Annotated in this window: 18 protein-coding genes, 1 tRNA gene and 1 pseudogene; 13 read left to right on the plus strand and 7 right to left on the minus strand. The window is 57.7% G+C overall.

Features of this window, described 5'->3' with window-relative positions:
* Window positions 1–37: 37 nt before the first annotated feature.
* Both GS620_RS14390 and GS620_RS14395 read left to right on the plus strand, forming a co-directional pair.
* The gene (locus GS620_RS14390) at window positions 38–607 is read left to right on the plus strand and encodes a TetR/AcrR family transcriptional regulator (protein ID WP_171206455.1); all 570 of its coding nucleotides are present in this window, start codon (window positions 38–40) and stop codon (window positions 605–607) included.
* A gap of 125 nt (window positions 608–732) precedes the next feature.
* Window positions 733–1,491 (plus strand): annotated as a pseudogene (locus tag GS620_RS14395) (IS5 family transposase).
* Window positions 1,492–1,861: 370 nt separating this feature from the next.
* On the opposite strand, the gene GS620_RS14400 reads toward GS620_RS14395, so the two are convergent.
* A tRNA-Arg gene (locus GS620_RS14400) sits at window positions 1,862–1,938 on the minus strand.
* Window positions 1,939–2,053: 115 nt separating this feature from the next.
* Here GS620_RS14400 and GS620_RS14405 point away from each other — a divergent pair.
* Together GS620_RS14405 and GS620_RS14410 are read left to right on the plus strand one after the other, a co-directional pair.
* On the plus strand, window positions 2,054–3,079 hold the full coding sequence (locus tag GS620_RS14405) for a LacI family DNA-binding transcriptional regulator (RefSeq protein ID WP_171116833.1): 1,026 nt from the start codon (window positions 2,054–2,056) through the stop codon (window positions 3,077–3,079).
* Window positions 3,076–4,296 (plus strand): winged helix-turn-helix domain-containing protein, encoded by a 1,221-nt coding sequence (locus tag GS620_RS14410; protein WP_171616546.1) that lies wholly within the window; start codon window positions 3,076–3,078, stop codon window positions 4,294–4,296. Before GS620_RS14405 ends, GS620_RS14410 begins: the two co-directional genes overlap by 4 nt.
* Window positions 4,297–4,299: 3 nt before the next feature.
* On the opposite strand, the gene GS620_RS14415 is transcribed toward GS620_RS14410, so the two are convergent.
* On the minus strand, window positions 4,300–4,998 hold the full coding sequence (locus GS620_RS14415; protein ID WP_171616548.1) for a fumarylacetoacetate hydrolase family protein: 699 nt from the start codon (window positions 4,996–4,998) through the stop codon (window positions 4,300–4,302).
* A 607-nt stretch (window positions 4,999–5,605) separates the two neighbouring features.
* Window positions 5,606–6,040, minus strand: a complete 435-nt coding sequence (hpaR, locus tag GS620_RS14420; protein ID WP_170345758.1) for a homoprotocatechuate degradation operon regulator HpaR — start codon at window positions 6,038–6,040, stop codon at window positions 5,606–5,608.
* Between the two features lie 232 nt (window positions 6,041–6,272).
* Here hpaR and GS620_RS14425 point away from each other — a divergent pair, with 232 nt between their 5' ends.
* Window positions 6,273–7,043, plus strand: coding sequence for an HpcH/HpaI aldolase/citrate lyase family protein (locus GS620_RS14425; protein WP_171364129.1), 771 nt, complete (start codon window positions 6,273–6,275; stop codon window positions 7,041–7,043).
* 4 nt (window positions 7,044–7,047) lie between these two features.
* Here GS620_RS14425 and GS620_RS14430 read toward each other — a convergent pair whose 3' ends face one another.
* Complete coding sequence (locus GS620_RS14430) at window positions 7,048–8,190, minus strand: DUF3095 domain-containing protein (RefSeq protein ID WP_171616550.1); 1,143 nt, start codon at window positions 8,188–8,190, stop codon at window positions 7,048–7,050.
* A gap of 141 nt (window positions 8,191–8,331) precedes the next feature.
* On the opposite strand from GS620_RS14430, the gene GS620_RS14435 reads away from it, so the two are divergent.
* From GS620_RS14435 to GS620_RS14455, 5 genes are all read left to right on the plus strand, one after another.
* The gene (locus GS620_RS14435; RefSeq protein WP_171616552.1) at window positions 8,332–9,504 is read left to right on the plus strand and encodes an MFS transporter; all 1,173 of its coding nucleotides are present in this window, start codon (window positions 8,332–8,334) and stop codon (window positions 9,502–9,504) included.
* A 19-nt stretch (window positions 9,505–9,523) separates the two neighbouring features.
* The gene (locus GS620_RS14440; RefSeq protein WP_171233574.1) at window positions 9,524–10,579 is read left to right on the plus strand and encodes a glycosyltransferase family 4 protein; all 1,056 of its coding nucleotides are present in this window, start codon (window positions 9,524–9,526) and stop codon (window positions 10,577–10,579) included.
* A 95-nt stretch (window positions 10,580–10,674) separates the two neighbouring features.
* Window positions 10,675–11,697: an aspartate-semialdehyde dehydrogenase gene (locus GS620_RS14445; protein WP_171616554.1), complete on the plus strand. Its 1,023-nt coding sequence runs from the start codon at window positions 10,675–10,677 to the stop codon at window positions 11,695–11,697.
* A gap of 151 nt (window positions 11,698–11,848) precedes the next feature.
* Window positions 11,849–12,775, plus strand: a complete 927-nt coding sequence (locus GS620_RS14450; RefSeq protein ID WP_171206462.1) for a DMT family transporter — start codon at window positions 11,849–11,851, stop codon at window positions 12,773–12,775.
* Between the two features lie 264 nt (window positions 12,776–13,039).
* A complete protein-coding gene (locus GS620_RS14455) occupies window positions 13,040–13,957 on the plus strand; it encodes an endonuclease/exonuclease/phosphatase family protein (RefSeq protein WP_171616556.1) in 918 nt (305 codons plus the stop codon).
* A gap of 47 nt (window positions 13,958–14,004) precedes the next feature.
* Here GS620_RS14455 and GS620_RS14460 read toward each other — a convergent pair whose 3' ends face one another.
* On the minus strand, window positions 14,005–14,541 hold the full coding sequence (locus GS620_RS14460) for an SRPBCC family protein (protein WP_171616558.1): 537 nt from the start codon (window positions 14,539–14,541) through the stop codon (window positions 14,005–14,007).
* 98 nt (window positions 14,542–14,639) lie between these two features.
* Window positions 14,640–15,290, minus strand: a complete 651-nt coding sequence (locus GS620_RS14465; RefSeq protein ID WP_152459543.1) for a carbonic anhydrase — start codon at window positions 15,288–15,290, stop codon at window positions 14,640–14,642.
* Window positions 15,291–15,434: 144 nt separating this feature from the next.
* On the opposite strand from GS620_RS14465, the gene GS620_RS14470 reads away from it, so the two are divergent.
* The 3 genes from GS620_RS14470 to GS620_RS14480 all read left to right on the plus strand — a co-directional run bounded on the left by GS620_RS14470 (window position 15,435) and on the right by GS620_RS14480 (window position 18,004).
* Window positions 15,435–15,824 (plus strand): hypothetical protein, encoded by a 390-nt coding sequence (locus GS620_RS14470; RefSeq protein WP_171616560.1) that lies wholly within the window; start codon window positions 15,435–15,437, stop codon window positions 15,822–15,824.
* A 63-nt stretch (window positions 15,825–15,887) separates the two neighbouring features.
* Window positions 15,888–17,270 (plus strand): M17 family metallopeptidase, encoded by a 1,383-nt coding sequence (locus GS620_RS14475; RefSeq protein ID WP_171616562.1) that lies wholly within the window; start codon window positions 15,888–15,890, stop codon window positions 17,268–17,270.
* Entirely contained in the window at window positions 17,267–18,004 is a 738-nt protein-coding gene (locus GS620_RS14480) for an NlpC/P60 family protein (protein ID WP_171616564.1), read from the plus strand. Before GS620_RS14475 ends, GS620_RS14480 begins: the two co-directional genes overlap by 4 nt.
* Here the strand turns inward: GS620_RS14480 and GS620_RS14485 are convergent.
* Complete coding sequence (locus GS620_RS14485; protein ID WP_117871396.1) at window positions 18,001–18,351, minus strand: DUF2794 domain-containing protein; 351 nt, start codon at window positions 18,349–18,351, stop codon at window positions 18,001–18,003. The genes GS620_RS14480 and GS620_RS14485 overlap by 4 nt on opposite strands.
* Window positions 18,352–18,359 lie beyond the last annotated feature (8 nt).

The raw sequence follows: 18,359 nt of genomic DNA on the forward strand, positions 1-18,359 counted from the left end.
GACTGCTCTATGTCAAACAAAGAATGCTGTAATCTGAATGTCAGAAACTATCACCCGAGCCTCACCCAAAAACGCCGCGACCAAAGAAGACTGGATATTGCTGGCTTACAAAGTCCTGAACGAGGGCGGCGTTTCCGCGATAAAAGTCGTACCAATGGCAAAGCGACTGAACCTGACAAGCGGTAGCTTTTATTGGCATTTCAAAAACGTCCGTGAGCTTTTGGATGAGGTTCTCAGATATTGGGAGCAGGAACTGACTGACAAAGTGATCGCACAGGCAAAGACATTTGGCGGCCCCCCGGAAGACCGAATTCTTCTTCTTATGAAAAAGGTCATTGAAGAGGACGCCGCATTGCCTGATCACGCTGTCTCAGTCTGGGCGAATACCGATGAGAAGGTGAAAGAATCGTATCAAAGAACCATCGGCAAACGCTTCCAATTTGCCGCCTGGATGTTTGAACAGGCCGGTTTCTCGAATGAGGAAGCGAAAGCGCGTGGAAGACTCATGGTCACGTCGCTAATGGGAGACTCTTCGACTGGTCTGAAGGCGCAAGGCGATTGGGAAAAGGTCATCGAACGGGAACACGCAATTCTTGTCGGAAAGTAGAAAAAAGTCAGGATACTAGCCAGATTAGGATGCTTGCTGGAAACGGAACACTAGTTTTACCAGCCTCATGACCCATTGGATTAAGTTATGCGGCGTGATTCACTGTTCGAAAACGAGCGATTAACATGTCTGATCACTTCTGACTAACGGACACGCAGATGGCGCGTCTTGAGCCTTTCTTCCCGCGGTCCCACGGGAAACCTCGCGTCGATGACAAGCGTGTTTTGAGTGGGATTATATTCATTAATCGAAACGGGTTAAGATGGCGTGATGCACCCAAGGAATACGAGCCACACAAGACCTTGTACAACTGTTGGAAGCGGTGGAGTGATAAGGGCATCTTCGCGGAAATGATGATGGGCCTGTCCGCCGATCACGGCGAAGAAAAGACCGTGGTGATTGATGCGACCTATCTGAAGGCGCACCGCATGGCATCCAGCCTCGGGGTCAAAAAAGGGGGCGAGGACGACTGATACACTGCCTGGCAGGCGCATCTACAGGATGCTGCCGAGAGGGGACGCACCAAAGGCGGCATGAACACGAAGCTACATGCCATTTGTGACAGCCAGGGACGCCCGTTGAACTTCTTTGTGACCGCCGGTCAGGTCAGTGATTATACCGGTGCAAAGGCCCAGCTAAACGGTCTGCCGGACGTGGATTGGCTGCCTGGAGATCGTGGATATGATGCCGATTGGTTCAGAGAAGCGTTACAAGACAAAGGGATAAAGGCCAGCACCCATGGTCGAGGACAGCGAAAGAAGCCCGTCCGATACGACAAGCGACGCTACAAACGTCGCACCCGTTTTGAGATCATGTTCGGCAGGTTGAAAGATTGGCGGTGAGTTGCAACACAATACGCCCGCTGCCCGAAGGCTTTCCTGTAAACAATCGCACTCGCGGCTATCGTCATATACTGCTTATGAGCCCTGAGCCTAGCGCTTGTAATTCCAACTCTCGAACCTTGCTAAGTTCCACCTCGCGCAACTTACGTGCCGTTGCTTTGTGCTAGACACCTCCAAGGCTTCTGGTGATGTTTCGACCAAAAAGTTTGCCCATCTCTGGATCAGTGGTGCCCTTTAAAATTTGGGCGTAGACATCCTAACCCGCCAAGCCGTACCGGGTCCGCTTGGTTGCTCAAGGTTCCTATCATTACTCATGGCCTGCTTTTCGTGTTTAAAATTCGTCGTGTAAGTCCACCACCCCCCGTGACACCACGCACGCCAAATGATCACTAAAATAAAGACTTACAAAAACTGGCGACCCCGGCAGGATTCGAACCTGCAACCTGCCCCTTAGGAGGGGGCTGCTCTATCCAGTTGAGCCACGGGGCCGCGCCCCGCCTTCTGTAACCGGGAATTTCCGTGTTGTCATCGCCTTTGCACAATTGTTGTACACACCGACCTGTTCGCGCTAGCATCGGACAAAACAACTACGCAGGTGCCTCCCGTGAACAGTGAAACCAAACGCCCGCTTACCCTTCGTGATGTGTCCGAGGCTTCCGGTGTCTCAGAGATGACGGTGAGCCGGGTTCTGCGTAACCGGGGGGATGTGTCCGACGCCACCCGCACCCGCGTTCTGGCCGCCGCAAAAGAGCTGGGATATGTCCCCAACAAGATCGCGGGCGCGCTGGCATCCAGCCGGGTCAACCTGGTCGCGGTAATCATCCCCTCGCTTTCGAACATGGTATTTCCCGAGGTGATGACCGGCATCAATCAGGTGCTGGAAGATACCGAACTGCAACCCGTGGTTGGCGTGACGGATTATCTGCCCGAGAAAGAGGAAAAAGTGCTGTACGAGATGCTCTCGTGGCGACCCTCGGGCGTAATCATTGCCGGGCTGGAACACACCGACGCGGCCCGCGCCATGCTGGATTCGGCGGGCATTCCGGTGGTCGAGATCATGGATACCGACGGCAAACCTGTCGACGCGATGGTGGGCATCTCGCATCGCCGCGCCGGGCGCGAGATGGCGCAGGCGATTCTGAAGGCCGGGTATCAACATATCGGCTTCATGGGCACCAAGATGCCATTGGATCACCGCGCTCGAAAACGCTTTGAAGGGTTTACCGAAGTGCTGGGCAAACACGGGATCGAGATCGAAGATCGCGAGTTCTATTCCGGCGGTTCTGCCCTGGCCAAGGGGCGCGAGATGACACAGGCCATGCTTGATCGGTCGCCCGATCTGGATTTTCTTTATTATTCCAACGACATGATCGGCGCCGGTGGTCTGTTGTACCTGCTGGAGCAAGGCGTGGATATTCCGGGGCAGATCGGTCTGGCCGGGTTCAACAACGTGGAACTTTTGCAGGGTCTTCCGCGCAAATTGGCGACGATGGATGCCTGTCGTCTGGACATAGGACGTCAGGCCGCACAGATCATCGCTGAACGCCTGAAGGACCCGGAGTCCGAAATCGAGACACGGGTCACGCTGACCCCCAAGATCAGCTATGGCGATACTCTGAAACGACGATGAATGCGCCCCTGAAGCGGCTCGACAACCGGACGGCCCGCGCCATTTTTCTGGATCGCCATGCTTTGGCCGAACAGCCCGCGGGCGCGGCCAAGGGCGCCGGGCTTCTGGACCTTGTCCAGCGGTTGGGGTTCGTGCAGCTCGACAGCATCAACACGGTTGCCCGCGCTCATGACATGATCCTGTTTTCCCGACGACCTGCGTATCGCAGCGCCAACCTGAAAAGGCTCTATGAAAGGGAAAAAGCGCTGTTCGAACACTGGACACATGATGCGGCCGTGATCCCGATGTCGTTCTATCGGCACTGGCATCTGCGCTTTCAGCGTGATGCGGATCTGTTGAAGGCCCGCTGGAAGAACTGGCGGCGGGATGGGTTCGAGCAACAGTTCGAGACTGTCTTGCAACACATCCGCGACCACGGGCCCGTGTGTTCGTCAGACGTTGGCAAGGATGAAAAGAAAGGCTCGGGCGGTTGGTGGGACTGGCACCCGTCAAAAACCGCATTGGAGTTTCTGTGGCGTTCCGGGGCCCTGACCGTTGTGGGCCGCGACGGGTTTCAGAAACGGTATGATCTGACCGAACGTGTGATCGAAACCCACCTGTGCCCCGGGAACATGGCCTGTGATGCGACGGCGACCGTGGATTGGCTGTGCAACGCAGCGCTGGACCGGTTGGGGTTTGCCACGTCCGGAGAGCTGGCCGCGTTCTGGGGCACGGTTACCGCCGACGAAGCCAAAGGCTGGTGTGCCACGGCGTTGGCTCAAGGAAATATCGAAGAGATCGAAGCCACTTGCGCCGATGGACGCCTGCGCAAAACCTTTGCCCGCCCTGATTTGATGGATCGGGCAACCGACTTGCCGCAACCGCCCGGTCGGATTCGCGTGCTCAGCCCGTTTGATCCCATGCTTCGGGACAGAAACCGGGCCGAGCGGCTGTTTGGCTTTCACTATCGCATCGAAGTTTTCGTTCCCGAAGCCAGGCGCACATATGGGTATTACGTCTTCCCCTTGCTTGAAGGCGATCGATTGATCGGCCGGATCGACATGAAGGCGCATCGCGATCGCGACCTGCTGCATGTCAAAGCGCTCTGGCCCGAACGCGGGGTGCGCTGGTCTGACGCCCGCAGCCGACGCCTGAACGCCGAGCTGGACCGGGTGCGCCGGCTGGCAGGCGTTACCCAAGTGGAATTTGCAAGGGGCTGGCTGAAAGACCCTAAATAGGGCCTATTCCGCGTCCGTCAGGGTCAGTTTGATCGGCTCCAGCCCATCAATCTCTCCTGTTATGATGTCGCCGGCCACAACCGGGCCTACGCCGGCCGGTGTACCTGTCAGGATCAGATCTCCCGGGCGCAGATGGTAGAAACCGGACAGATGGCTGACGATTTCATCGATCTTCCAGATGAGCTCTTCCAGGGTAGCGTCCTGACGTAGTTCGCCGTTCACGCTCAGCCGGATATGTTTGCCATCGTCCGGCGACCAGTCCGCGGCAGGGGTCAGCGGCGCGAAGACTGCTCCGTTTTCGACGTCCTTACCCAGATCCCAAGGCCGCTGTTTGTCCCGCTCGCGGAGTTGCAGATCGCGGCGTGTCATGTCGAGTGCACAGCCATAGGCATAAACCGCATCCCAAGCCTGCGCACTCGAGGCACGAATTACCGGTTTTCCGATTGCCAGCGCCAGCTCCATCTCGTGATGGTAATTCTTCGTCCCCGTCGGGTACGGAACCGTCGCGCCGGACAGGATCGCGTTTGGCGCGGATTTGGTGAAATAGAAGGGCGCATCGCGATCCACCTCATTGCCCATCTCTGCTGCATGCGCGGCATAGTTTCGCCCGACGCAGAAAATGCGCCCGACAGGGTACCCGGCCGTCTCGCCAACGACAGGAATGGTTATAGGATCGGGAAGGGAAAACAGGCTGTTTGACATCGTGGTTCCTGAATTTTTCATCGCTGCCATCTTACGCCCGCCAGAGCTGCCAGCAAGCCGGGATTGCACGCTGGATTTCGCCAATATCCAAGAGTTGTTTCAGCGCGAACCTGCTCAATTCTGACCTGAACGCCCAGTGCCGTTCCAATGCTGTTTCACATCCGTCTTTATTGATGCACCGGAACTTGGACAGATCGGAAATTAACTTGGCTCTGGCGCAAGTCGGGCTAGGTCTTAAATAGGAATTGCGGGGCGCATCTATCTTGAGGTGTGCGATGGCAGCAAATCACCGCACATGCGGGAACATTCGGCCAGAATGACGCCAAGTCATGCCTTGCGGGCCAGGTTTTCCTTCGGCAATTGCCCAAGACTGTTTCGGAGAGCAAAGGTGCACGGCCTTTCCCCCAAAGGCCAAAAGGCCCTAATCAGAGCCACATTTCCGGCTCGCCATATACTCCGATGCGCAGGCCGGACCGTCAGGCAAGGCGTGACGCAACCGGCCTCAGGCCAGGCCTAACCCAAATCCAAGTCTGGCCACCCCGTCGGAGATCGCCCCTAAAATCTCCGGCGGGGCCTTGCAGATGACACCCATGTTCTGCGGCCGGTATCAGGTATCCAGGTCGTTCAACTCGTTCAGAAGATCCAACAGCAATTCGTGTTTTTCCGGCCCCAGGCGGGAACGAATGCGTTCCGCCTGCGCCATACTGGCGGGCTGATTGGCGTGAATAATCTGAACGCCACGCTCGCCGATCTCGACAATCTGGCGACGCCGGTCAGCCGGGTGGCATCGTCGGGAGATCAGGCCGCGATGCTCCAGTTTCTGCAATATCCGTGTCAGGCTTGGCAGTAACAGACAGGCGCGTTCGGCAATATGCGTCGGTTCCTGCGGGCCTTCTTCGTTCAACACGCGCAACACGCGCCACTGCTGTTCGGTGACACCGGCGTCGGCCAGCATTGCTCGGATCGGTCCCATAACCTTTTCCCGCGCCCGCAAAAGCGCAATGGGCAAAGATCGCGACGTCAGTGGGAGGTCGTCGGTCATGCCAAAATTATCGCCGAAATCCGTGATTTACGCAAGGGAACCCTCAGTCTTCGGTTTGAAGCACAAGAACCGCCGGGACGCCGCCGCCCTTGCGTGACGCGCCTTTGCCGCCGTCGATCCGATGACGCCAAATTGCATTAAAACTGGACAATTTCGCGCCACGGAAGAAGATGTGGAAACGGCCGCTTTCGCGACCACGTGGCGCTGAAGGTTTTGCAACAAAGGAAACAGTATGGCTGCGCAGCAGAACGCGTTCAAACAGGCTCTGAAAAGGGGAGAAATGCAGATCGGGTGCTGGATGAGCTTTGCGGAGCCTATAGCGGCCGAGATGATGGGAACCGCCGGTTTTGATTGGCTGGTAATCGATGGAGAGCATGCCGCAAACGATATCCGGTCGATCCGGGACCAGCTTCTGGCGCTTGCGGCAAGCGACTCTCATGCGGTTGTGCGGGTTCCCGTGGGTGAGACCTGGCTGATCAAGATGGTTCTGGATGCGGGTGCTCAGACCATTCTGGTTCCGATCGTGGAAAGCGCCGAGCAGGCGCAAGAGCTGGTTCGGGCCTGCCGTTATCCCCCTGCCGGTGTCCGCGGCGTGGGCGCGATGGCATCGCGGGCGACGATGTACGGATCGGTCGGAGATTATATTCAGACAGCAGATCAGGAGATTTGCCTGTTGTTGCAGGTGGAAACCCGCGCCGGAATTGCTGCTCTGGACGACATTCTGGATGTTGAAGGCGTGGATGGCGTATTCATAGGCCCTGCTGATCTGTCGACCGATATGGGCCATCAGGGCAACAGCGCGGCACCCGAGGTGCGAGCGGTTATCCGGGATGCACTGGCCCGGATCAAGGCCGCAGGCAAAGCGCCGGGCATTCTGGCCACAAATGACGAGGCCCGTCAGGCATATCTGGATATGGGCGCACAGTTCCTGGCGGTTGGCATTGATGTGATGCTGCTGACGCAAACGGCACGTGATCTCGCCGCACGATGGAAAGCCAACTAACCGCTCAACGGACCATGGCCGCTGCGGCCTGGGCGTATCCGCCCGAGGCACCGTCAACGAAATGCACATGATCGTCCCGTGTGGCCGACGGGACGAAACAGGTCATCATCGCCTCGTCCTGCACGTGCAGACCGTATCGGATTTTGCCGCGCCCGCGTGCTTCTTTCAGCAAGTGTTCGATCTGTCGCAAAGTGGCCGGGTCACAATCCAACGTCATCTTCAGGCCGTCATCGAACTTGCGGAAATCGGCATTGCTGCTGACCATATTCCTGTAATGTTCGGGTTCGAACTGTCCCAGCTTTTTACCGGTCTTGAAGAGTATCGCAATCAGCAGGTTCTGAATCAGAAGAACGAGCTTGTGCAAAAACAAATTTCTCCCGTTGCGCGAAACATGCGCGTCAATGTCGAGGCCGTGGGGCGGCCACGTCATGGGTGGGCCATTTTCCGGCACCGGATGACCTGCGCGCTCCAGCTCTTCTGACGCGGACAGAACCGATTGCACAAGGTCTGCAAAATCGCGTTCAGTTGCTGACGCGGTGGGTTCAACAACCAGTGACACGATCTGACCATGCCGCGCCGGGCTGTTGGACCATCTGCATGACAGGCCTGTCAGGTTCGGCTGCGCACCCGGTTCGGCAGGCGCGATCATATGACGACCCGCCTTCATCTCTGCCTCGGCCCAGGCCAATCCTCCGCCAGAAAACATGGCATAATCCACGCCAGAGGACGGAGCAAAACGGGCGACACGCAAGTCCCTGCCCGCTTTTCGGATTTCCGCCACCGATACCAGCGCCGCACGCAACGGCATGGAAAACTCCTCTTCCGCCCAGCGCCGCAAAGCTGAAAGAGTATCCCGCGCTGCTTCAACTTCGCTGGGGGGGACCGCAAACGCCGCCCCGTCGCCGCCAAAGACATAGGGAAACAACTTGCCGTCCATCGCGTTTATCATCGCCGAGATTACGGCAGCCCCAACGGTGTTGACGGTTTTGTATCGTCCCCGTGCGATCTCGCCGGTTGAATCGACAATGTCGGCGACCCCCAGAAACCAGTCGTCGGGCACCGGCGAAAACTGCGCCGGGTCTGCCAGGCGGGTGAAATCCCGCAACAGGGGCAGGTTTTCATAAAATGCAGAATGGAGGTCTTTCATTTTCCCCCTCGAAATCAGACTTCTGACAATGATAGCCGGAATGCGGCCCAAGTCCTGCTACTGAAACATAGTACACATGCTTGTGCGTTGCGTCATTGCGTGCCAAGCATTCCCTTCGAATGAGCGGAAAAGAGGCGGGATATGCAGGCGGGTTTGGTGGTTTTGTGCCTGGGCTATGTGCTCAGCCAGTTTTTCCGTGCATTTCTGGCTGTGCTCAGCCTGGATCTTGAACGCGATATCGGTGCTACACCCGAAGATCTGGCTTTTGCATCCGGCCTTTGGTTTCTGGTGTTCGCTGCAATGCAAATCCCGGTCGGCTGGGCGCTGGACAAGGTTGGGCCCAGGCTGACCGCAGCCGCGCTTCTTCTGGTTGGCGGTGCAGGAGGATCCGCAATTTTTGCGGTCGCGACCTCACCGTTGCATGTCAGTGTTGCCATGGGCCTGATCGGGGTTGGGTGCTCTCCGGTTCTGATGGCTTCCTATTTCATCTTTGCCCGCGAATACCCGCCTGCGAAATTCGCGACGCTGGCCGCCGTCATGCTGGGTGTTGGCTCGGTGGGCAATCTCGTCGCCTCTTATCCGACTGCGCTTGCGGTCGAATGGATGGGATGGCGCGCCACCATGGTTGGGCTGGCCGTGATATCTGCTGCGATTGCTTTGGGTATTTGGCTGAGCCTGCGCGATCCAGCGAAGGTTGATACGGAACACAAGGGTTCACTTCTGGACCTGCTGAAAGAGCCTGCACTGTGGCTGATCATGCCTTTGATGCTGGTGGCCTATGCGCCTTCTGCCGCGCTGCGCGGGCTATGGGCCGGGCCGTATCTGAACGATGTCTTCGGGCTCAGCACCACCCAGATCGGCACCGCGACTCTGGTCATGGGGTCTGCGATGATCGTCGGCACCTTTGTCTACGGACCGCTGGATCGCGTCTTCGGCACTCGGAAATGGGTTATCTTCACGGGCAACGCGCTGGGTGTCGTGGCACTGACCCTGCTTTGCGTTTGGATCGACCATGCCACATGGCTGTCCGTTCTGCTGTTGGCCATCATTGGATTCACCGGGGCCAGCTTTCCGGTCATCATGGCCCATGGTCGGGCCTTCGTTCCCCCCCATCTGGTGGGCCGAGGCGTAACCCTATTGAATCTTTTCGGAATCGGAGGGGTCGGCATCGCCCAATTTGTCACCGGGCGCATTCATGCCGCCACGGCCCAGGCCGGCACGACCGCGCCCTACACCGCGATTTTCGCGTTTTTTGCCGTAACCCTTGCCTTCGGTTGCGTGATATATCTATTCAGCCGGGATAATGTGGATTGAAGCAATTGCGGAGCAAGCCGTGCAGGATATCGAGGTTATAGCGCCGAACCTGAAACACAGCCTCTCCGGCGTCACCACAACCGTCATCCGCCTGTTGCCGATCCAGAAGCATATGATCAGGATCGTCGCCACGGGACCCGGCCTGCCGGGTGATCTGCCTCATATCCGGTTGATCAAAATTCCGTTCCTTTCGAACAGAACGCTCCGGGTGTGGCATGCGCGGCGCAACACCGAAATGCTGATGGGTTTGTTTCTGAAACATGTGCTGCGACGCAATCTGAAACTTCTGTTCACCTCGGCTGCGCAACGAAATCATTCGGGTTTCACTAAATGGCTGATTTCGAAAATGGATGCGCTGATCGCCACAACGCCGCAAGCGGCGTCGTTTCTGGAACATCCCGCAACCGTCATCATGCACGGTGTGAACACCGAACTGTTTCACCCGGCCGAGGACAAAACCGCCCTGCGGCAGAAGCTGGGGCTGCCAGAAGGGACCTTGATTGGGTGTTTCGGGCGTATTCGACCTCAGAAAGGTGTCGATCTTCTGGTGGATGCGGCGATCGAGGTTCTGCCGAACCATCCCGACGCCAGCATCGTGTTCACCGGGCGCGCCACCAAAGAATTTGAAGCGTTCCAACAGGAACAGGAGGCCAAGCTCAAAGCTGCCGGGCTGTCGGAACGGGTGCACTTCCTGGGCGAGCGTCCTTGGGAGGAAATCGTTGAAACCTACCGCGCTCTGGACCTGTTCGTGGCCCCGGCCCGCCACGAAGGGTTCGGCCTTACACCGCTTGAGGCGATGGCCTCCGGCGTGCCTGCAATCGCCTGCCACGGGGTCGGAGCCTTCAGCGCCCAGATCGAGGACGGGAAAACCGGCCGCTTGATCGAAAAGGACAACGCCGGGGCGCTGGCCGAAGCACTGGAACAGATGTTGAGCGATCCGGACAAGCTGGTGCAATCCGGTCAGGTCGCAAGACAGCGTGTCGAGCAGCATTTTCGAATCGAAGGTGAGGCCGAGGCCATCGTGCAGGTCTATCGGTCTTTGCTGAACACGGGTGAAAACGCGCATTCGGGTTAAAATCGACGTCAATTCGGCCAAATCACCCGTGATAGCCCTTTTTTCTTTGCTGCAACGCGGCTATGAACGCGCGTCCTTAACTTTGGAGACATGAAATGGGCTATCGCGTCGTTGTCGCCGGCGCCACGGGTAACGTGGGCCGCGAAATGCTGAACATTCTGGCAGAACGCCAGTTCCCCGTCGATGAACTTGCCGTGCTGGCAAGCCGTCGTTCGCTGGGTACGGAAGTAAGCTTTGGCGACAAGACACTGACCACCCAAGACATCGACACCTTCGATTTCACCGGCTGGGACATGGCCCTGTTCGCCATCGGCTCGGACGCAACCAAGACCTATGCCCCCAAGGCGGCTGCGGCTGGCTGTGTGGTGATCGACAACTCGTCGCTGTATCGCTATGACCCCGAGATCCCTCTGATCGTGCCAGAATGTAACCCGCAGGCGATCCACGACTACAAGAACAAGAACATCATCGCCAACCCGAACTGTTCGACCGCGCAGATGGTGGTGGCACTCAAGCCGCTGCATGATCGCGCCAAGATCAAGCGCGTCGTGGTGTCGACCTATCAATCGGTCTCGGGCGCCGGCAAAGAGGGCATGGATGAGCTTTGGGATCAGACCAAGGCGGTTTATAACCCCACCACAGACGTGCCGCCGAAGAAATTCCAGAAGCAGATCGCCTTCAACGTCATCCCTCAGATCGACGTCTTCATGGATGACGGCTCGACCAAGGAAGAATGGAAGATGGTTGTCGAGACCAAGAAGATCGTCGACCCGTCGATCAAGGTCACCGCGACCTGTGTCCGCGTGCCGGTTTTCGTCGGCCATTCCGAGGCTGTGAACATCGAGTTCGAGGAATTCCTGGACGAAGACGAAGCCCGCGACATCCTGCGCGAAGCACCTGGCATCATGGTGATCGACAAGCGCGAAGCGGGTGGCTACGTCTCGCCCGTCGAATGCGCGGGCGATTTCGCCACGTTCATCAGCCGTATCCGCCAGGATTCGACCATTGAGAACGGTCTGAACCTGTGGTGCGTCAGCGACAACCTGCGCAAGGGCGCCGCCCTGAACGCGGTGCAGATCGCGGAACTTCTGGGCCGCGAGGTTCTGAAAAAGGGCTGACATCCCGATTTTCGTCAAAGCTTGAAAACCAGGAAACCCGCTGATTGTTCAGCGGGTTTTTTTGCGTTTTCCAATAGCCGGTTTACAGACGACGTGACGGTTCGGTCAGGTTGCTGATGCCAACGGAAATACTGCATGGTAGGTGTCAAAGATGGGCCGGCCAACATCAACCAAGCACGATCCAATACCCTACGCCCTTGCCGGGGCGGGAGTGTTCTTTGCATCCATCTGTTTTGGCTTTGTACCCTATTTCAGCCGAGGTCTCACTGACCAGGGACTCGCGCCCTACGCAGTTGCGTTTTATCGGTACATTTTGACGGCGATCCTATTGTTGCCCACCCTTTTTAAGCATCGTTCAAACCGGCGGGAATTAGTCTGGGGTATGGCTGCGGGGGCAGTCATGGGGCTTGGGTGGGTCGGATATGTTACCGCACTTGAAACAGTGCCAGCATCAACGGTGGGTGTTCTTTACATGACCTACCCGGTGTTTACGATCATCATCGCTTGGGCGATATTCGCCGATCCGCCGACGCGGCGCAGCCTTGTTGCGGCCGGTTTGATTGTTCTTGCGGCAGGCATTGCAGGGTCTCCGGCATCCGTACCGATTGACCAAATTCCAACGTTGCTTGTCTCTTTGGCTGCACCTTTCGGATTTGGCTTCGGCATATGCGTGCTTGTACACCGTCTTTCGCGAATTGCTCCTTTGGCCAGGATAGCGTCGGTTTCGTTGGGATCGGTCGTCGGGCTAACCCCTTTGATTATCTCTTCGGAAATTGACGAAGTCCTGCCATCAGGCGGCAGTGACTGGTTTCTGATCGTCGGGATCGGTCTTATGACGGCACTGGTTCCCCAGCTGATTTACACCGTCTGTTCCCCTGTCATCGGGGCATCGCGCACGGCCGTTTTCGGCAGCATTGAACTGCCGACAATGTTTGCCGTGGGCGTTTTTGCTTTCGGTGAAACAATCACAGGTGCGCAAGCAGTGGCCTGTGCCTTGGTTTTGAGCGCCATCGCACTTGCACAAAGTCGCGCAACACGAACCGTTACCACCGTGATCAGCAGTCAACGTCACAGGTGAGTCCGCGCCCGAGGTGGCCCGTCAATGCGCTCAGCAGAACCGGCTCGGATCACCTCTCCCACCAAACCGGCACCTTCCGGTCCATCACCTGCATCCATCATGGCTGCGCTATGAACCTCGGTTAGGGTACAGTCTTGCGCGCGGTGAAAATCGCCAACCTGTTGACAAAACCAGAGCCGCTTGCCACCTAAAACTGAACCTTGTTCGTGGCGGATGCCGGAAGTCCGAATAATAGTGTCTCGTGCAGGGTAAAAGAGGCAGGGCATGCACATTTCGACCAGACGCAGTATTGCCAGAACCCTGACCATCGGATGCACATGCATTCTGATGATACTGGTCGTCATTGGCTTTACGGGGCAGGTTTTTGCCGTAGGAGATTCAATCGCTCTGCTCCGGCCTCAGGCTGGTGTTTTGCTTCTCCTCTGCGCGGTAATTCTGCTTTTTTTGCGCGCCAGATATCTTGCATTGGCCACCTTGGTCTTTTCCGGGGTGGCCATCGGATCCATCGCGGCCAGCGTTGCCGCGCCCTCGGACGATTGCGACGACTCCTGCCTGACGCTGTACCAGAAGAACCTCATGAGCAAAGCCTGGCCCCGGTATTCGCTGGCCGATGATATCCTTGAATCAGGCGCGCAGATCGTGACCTTGCAGGAAGTCTCCAGCCACAACCGCAAGTACATGAGCAATCTGTTCGAGCATTACCCCGAACAGGCGATCTGTGAATTCCGTACTGAACAAAACGTCGCCATCCTGACGACCTTGCCGATTGTCGAGAATTCCGAGTTCTGTCTGCAAGGTTATGGGCTTGTGGGGTTACAGGTCAAAGCGCCCGGCGGTGACTTGGTCTGGGTTGTTTCAGTTCATCTGAACTGGCCATTTCCTTACGACCAGTCCAGGCAAAGCCAGGTGATTGCCGACCGCATCAGCCAACTTGAAGGACCGGTTCTGATTGCCGGGGATTTCAATATGGTGCCCTGGGGCGAAAGCGTCAGACGGATCGGAGCAGCCGCAAATAACCAAAGCTTTGGAACCGTCCTGAACACCCACAACCTCGGCAGTTGGAAAATCCCATTGCCGATAGACAACCTGTTGTTCCCCAAAGGCACAACCGGAACGGTTGAGCTGCGCCCCTTCATGGGATCCGATCACCTGGGAAAGCTTGCCCGGTTTCGACTGGGCTAGGACTTCGGTCAAGCACGCCGCCGCATGCTTCCATACAAACAAGCGGCCTAGCTTTGGTGTTCAACCAGTGCTTTCAGATTGGTCAGACCACGGTCATAATCCTCGCCCACCCATGTATCCATCATCAACCCCATCCAGCGGGACATGGGGTTGAGACCCAGATCCGAGTCAAACCCCCAGGTCACTCTGGTTCCCGCCCCGTCAGGCTCAAGGATGAAGGACGCCGTAGCAGTACCCATCGGGCCAAAATCCAGCGCCGTTTTGACCCGTTGGTTTTCCACACTTTCGACGATTTCCTGGGATCCCGTGCCGACCTGCGGGTGATCCGACGCCCAGTTCAGAGTGTTCCCGACCCCGGCGGCAGGGCCGGAATAAGTCAATTTGGTTTCGGGGTCCCGGTGCAGCCACGGAGACCACTTTTCGGTTTCCTGCATCGAATTCACGTAAGGAAAGATGGCGCTTGGCGGCGCGTCGATCGCGATGCTACGCGAAACTTCCGCCTTTCCCGGCAACAGATAGGAAACCGCGACCAGAACCAGAATACAAACGACCAATCCTGCGCAGAGGCGCTTGATGACTTTCATGGCAGGCTCCGATCTTCAGGTGTAATGGGTGGAGTATACCAAAAACGGCCCTGAATCAGAGCCGCCATTGTTGTTTCGGATTTCCAGCTCTGTCGCTTTCAGACAGGGACGAACTTTTTTTGGTAAGGATCATAGCTTTCAAGCCCGCCTGCGCCGATATCCGTCCACAAGCCGTGCAAGCTCAGCGCGCCTTGATCAACGGCTGACGAGACGAAGGGGAAGGTCATCAGGTTTTCCAGCGAAGCGACAACCGATTGACGTTCGAACTGCCGGGCCTGTTCGACACCGTCCTCGATATCCGCGACCAGTTCGAATTTCGGCTTCAGAATATCCATCCAGCGGCCAACAAAGCTGTCCTTGGCATCCAGCTGCGGCGCCTGCCCCTTGCACATGTCGATGCAGCCCTGAACGCCGCCGCATTGCGAATGCCCCAGCACGATCAAATGAGCGACCTTGAGCGCCGTTACGGCATATTCGATGGCGGCGCTGGTGCCGTGGTGGTCCCCGTCCGGAGCATAGGGCGGCACCAGGTTGGCGATATTGCGGTGAATAAAGAAATCGCCCTGGTCAGCGCCGAACATGGACGTGACGTGAACCCGGCTGTCGCAGCAGGATATGACCATGGCGCGGGGGCGTTGCCCTTCATCGGCGAGACGGCGATACCAAACCTGGTTTTCCGAATATGTTGTGGCCTTCCATCCGTGATACCGTTTTACAAGGTAGCTCGGCAGAGGTTTGGCAAATTCCATTTCAATGTCCCCGTTCTTGTCGCTGACGGATGATCTAAACCGAATTCAAAGAAAATTCGAGCCATTATCCAGTTTCCCTGCAAGGTTTTGCAAAGGAATTTTCTGCCAGGATCAACACCGCGCCGTGGGGGCGTTTGAACTAGGGTGAATGTGGTGGAAAAGATTATCACGCTTGAACACAAGGAATCCGTCCGTCTGGACTCGGATCAATTAAGCGGGCTGTACCGGCAACTTGGCGACAAGAATGCGCTGGATGTTCTGTGTCGCACGGTCGAAGAGCTTGCCATGCGCCTGTCAAACTGCGAACGCTACTGGCGTCGGCGCGAATGGGCGGACCTGCGCAAATGCGCCAGGTCACTGGTCGCTATATCCGAACAGATCGGGATGACGGCCCTGGCCCAGGTGGCGGGTGACGTGGCCCACACCGTCGATGCCGGTGACGCCGTTGCGGCGGGCGCGACGCTTGGGCGTTTGATCCGCGTGGGCGAACGATCGCTGACCGCCGTCTGGGACCAGCAGGACCTTTCCGTCTGACAGGGGTTGCGGGCAGATCATGCGCGGCTAGTCTGTGCGCAGAAACCATCAGCCGAGACGCCCATGACCCTGTCCTTCGCCCCATCCTCTGACCCGTCCATACCGCTTCATGTGATTGCGCAGCCGGATTTGGACAGTTGGTTGCAGGACCAGCCGGATACCGTCCGGGCCTGGGTTGCCGCAAACGGGTTTACAGGTGCGATGGGGCAGACCCTGCTGGTGCCAGGCGCGCTTGGCGCGGTTGATTTTGTGCTGGCCGGGTATGGAACAGAAGACAAGCGCGCGCGAAAAAGGTTCCCATTGGCCGCCGCAGCCATGGCATTGACCGAAGGAACCTATCATATCGCGTCCGGCATTCCCGCTGATCGTCTGGAGATGGAGTGTTTGGGCTGGTTGATGACAGGCTACGCCTTCGACCGCTACGCGTCTCAATCCGCTGGAACTGCGGCGCTGGTTGCGCCCGAAGGTGTCGACGCCAACCGTATCGAAACGATGGCCAATGCCGAAGTTCTGACCCGCGATCTGGTGAATACGCCAGCCTCGGATATGGGTCCTGAGCAGTTGCAGCAGGCGGCCGAGGCTCTAGCCAGCGAATTCGGTGCCGCGTGCAGCGTGATCAGCGGCGCGGCCTTGCTGGAACAGAATTTTCCTATGATCCACACCGTAGGGCGCGCCGCCGAACAGGCCCCCCGGCTGATCGAGCTGAATTGGGGCAGCAGCGGCCCCAAGCTGACTCTGGTCGGCAAGGGGGTGTGTTTCGATACGGGTGGATTGAACCTGAAACCAGGCGCATCCATGGGTCTGATGAAGAAGGACATGGGTGGCGCGGCCAATGTATTGGGGTTGGCGCGGATGATCATGCAGTTGGGTTTTTCCCTGCAATTGAGGGTCTTGATACCGGCGGTCGAAAACGCGCTTGCCGGAAATGCCTTCCGCCCTGGTGACATCCTGACCTCTCGCAAGGGACTGACGGTCGAGATCAACAATACGGATGCCGAAGGGCGTCTGGTGCTTGCTGATGCGTTGGCGCTTGCTGAAGAAGGTGAGCCCGATCTGGTGATCTCGATGGCGACGCTGACCGGGGCCGCCCGTGTGGCTGTGGGCCCCGATCTGGCACCGTTCTATACCGATGATCAGCGCTGCGCGTCTGCCCTGTCGCATGCCGCAGAGGCTTCGGCTGATCCGGTCTGGCGCATGCCGTTCCACACGCCCTATGAAGCGATGATTGAACCCGGCATCGCCGATCTGGACAACGCGCCGTCGGGCGGGTTTGCAGGGTCGATCACAGCCGCCCTGTTTCTGCGCAGGTTCGTCGGCGCACAACGCTACATCCATTTCGACATCTATTCCTGGCAGCCCAGTAAAGAGCCCGGTCGCACCAAGGGCGGTCTGGGTCAGGGGCCACGTGCCGTTTTGGCGGCCTTGCCGGAGATATTGGGACTGTGACACGCCACCGCATATCCGCACCCGTTGTCGATTTGCTGTGCAGCCCAGACGGGCCACGTGACCGGCAATTGTTGCTCGGTGATACGGTTCGGATCGACGAAACAAAGAGCGGGTGGAACAGAGTCATCGCAGACAAAGACGGGTATACCGGCTGGTTGCGAACAGATCAGCTGACGGCGGATGCGCCTGCGACGCATTGGATCACGGCGCCTGCAACGCACGCCTACCAGGAAGCGAATTTCAAAAGCCGCGATCTGGTGTCGCTGAGTTTCGGAAGCAAAATCCAAGCCAGGACCGAGACGGACCGGTTTGTTGAAACCGAACTGGGATATATCCCAAAGGTACACACGGCGCCGATGACCGCAAAGCCTGACGACCCGGTCGAAGTGGCCCAGCTGTTTCTGGGCACACCCTATTTGTGGGGTGGCAACAGCCGGTTCGGCATCGATTGTTCCGGGTTGGTGCAGGCAGGGCTTTTGGCTTGTGGCCTGCCTTGCCCCGGCGACAGCGGCGATCAGGAGCGCGCTTTGGGCAATACCGTGATCGAAGGGACCCCTGCGCAACGAGGTGATCTGTTGTTCTGGAAAGGGCATGTGGCCTGGGTTTCGGGCGACAACATGCTGCTGCATGCGAACGCCAGCCATATGGCGGTGGTATTCGAGCCAATGGATCAGGCGATCCACCGCATAATGGATCAAGGTGACGGGCCTGTGACAGCCCACAAAAGGCTCTAATCCGGGTTTACGGCCCGGATCAGCTTGCGCTCCAGTACCCGCAGGACTGCTCGCAGATCATGGCCGCGCTTCAGGATGCGGCCATCCATACCTATGACGGAATACATTCCCTGTCTCGACCGCAGGCGCGGATGCTTTTCGACTCGGTAGATCGGGTGTTCCGCGGTGCGCCGGAAGATCGAGAACACCGCCATGTCGCGCAGGTTGGAAATACCGTAGTCGCGCCATTCCCCGGCGGCGACCATCCGACCGTAAACGGATAGGATTTGAGACATCTCATGCCGGTCGAAAGCCACGGGCATCTGCGCTGCGCTTGCCGAGAACCGGCTGGGAGGCTGCATATTCATACCTTCAG

This window comes from Ruegeria sp. HKCCD6428 (assembly GCF_013110595.1).
Classification (GTDB): domain Bacteria; phylum Pseudomonadota; class Alphaproteobacteria; order Rhodobacterales; family Rhodobacteraceae; genus Ruegeria.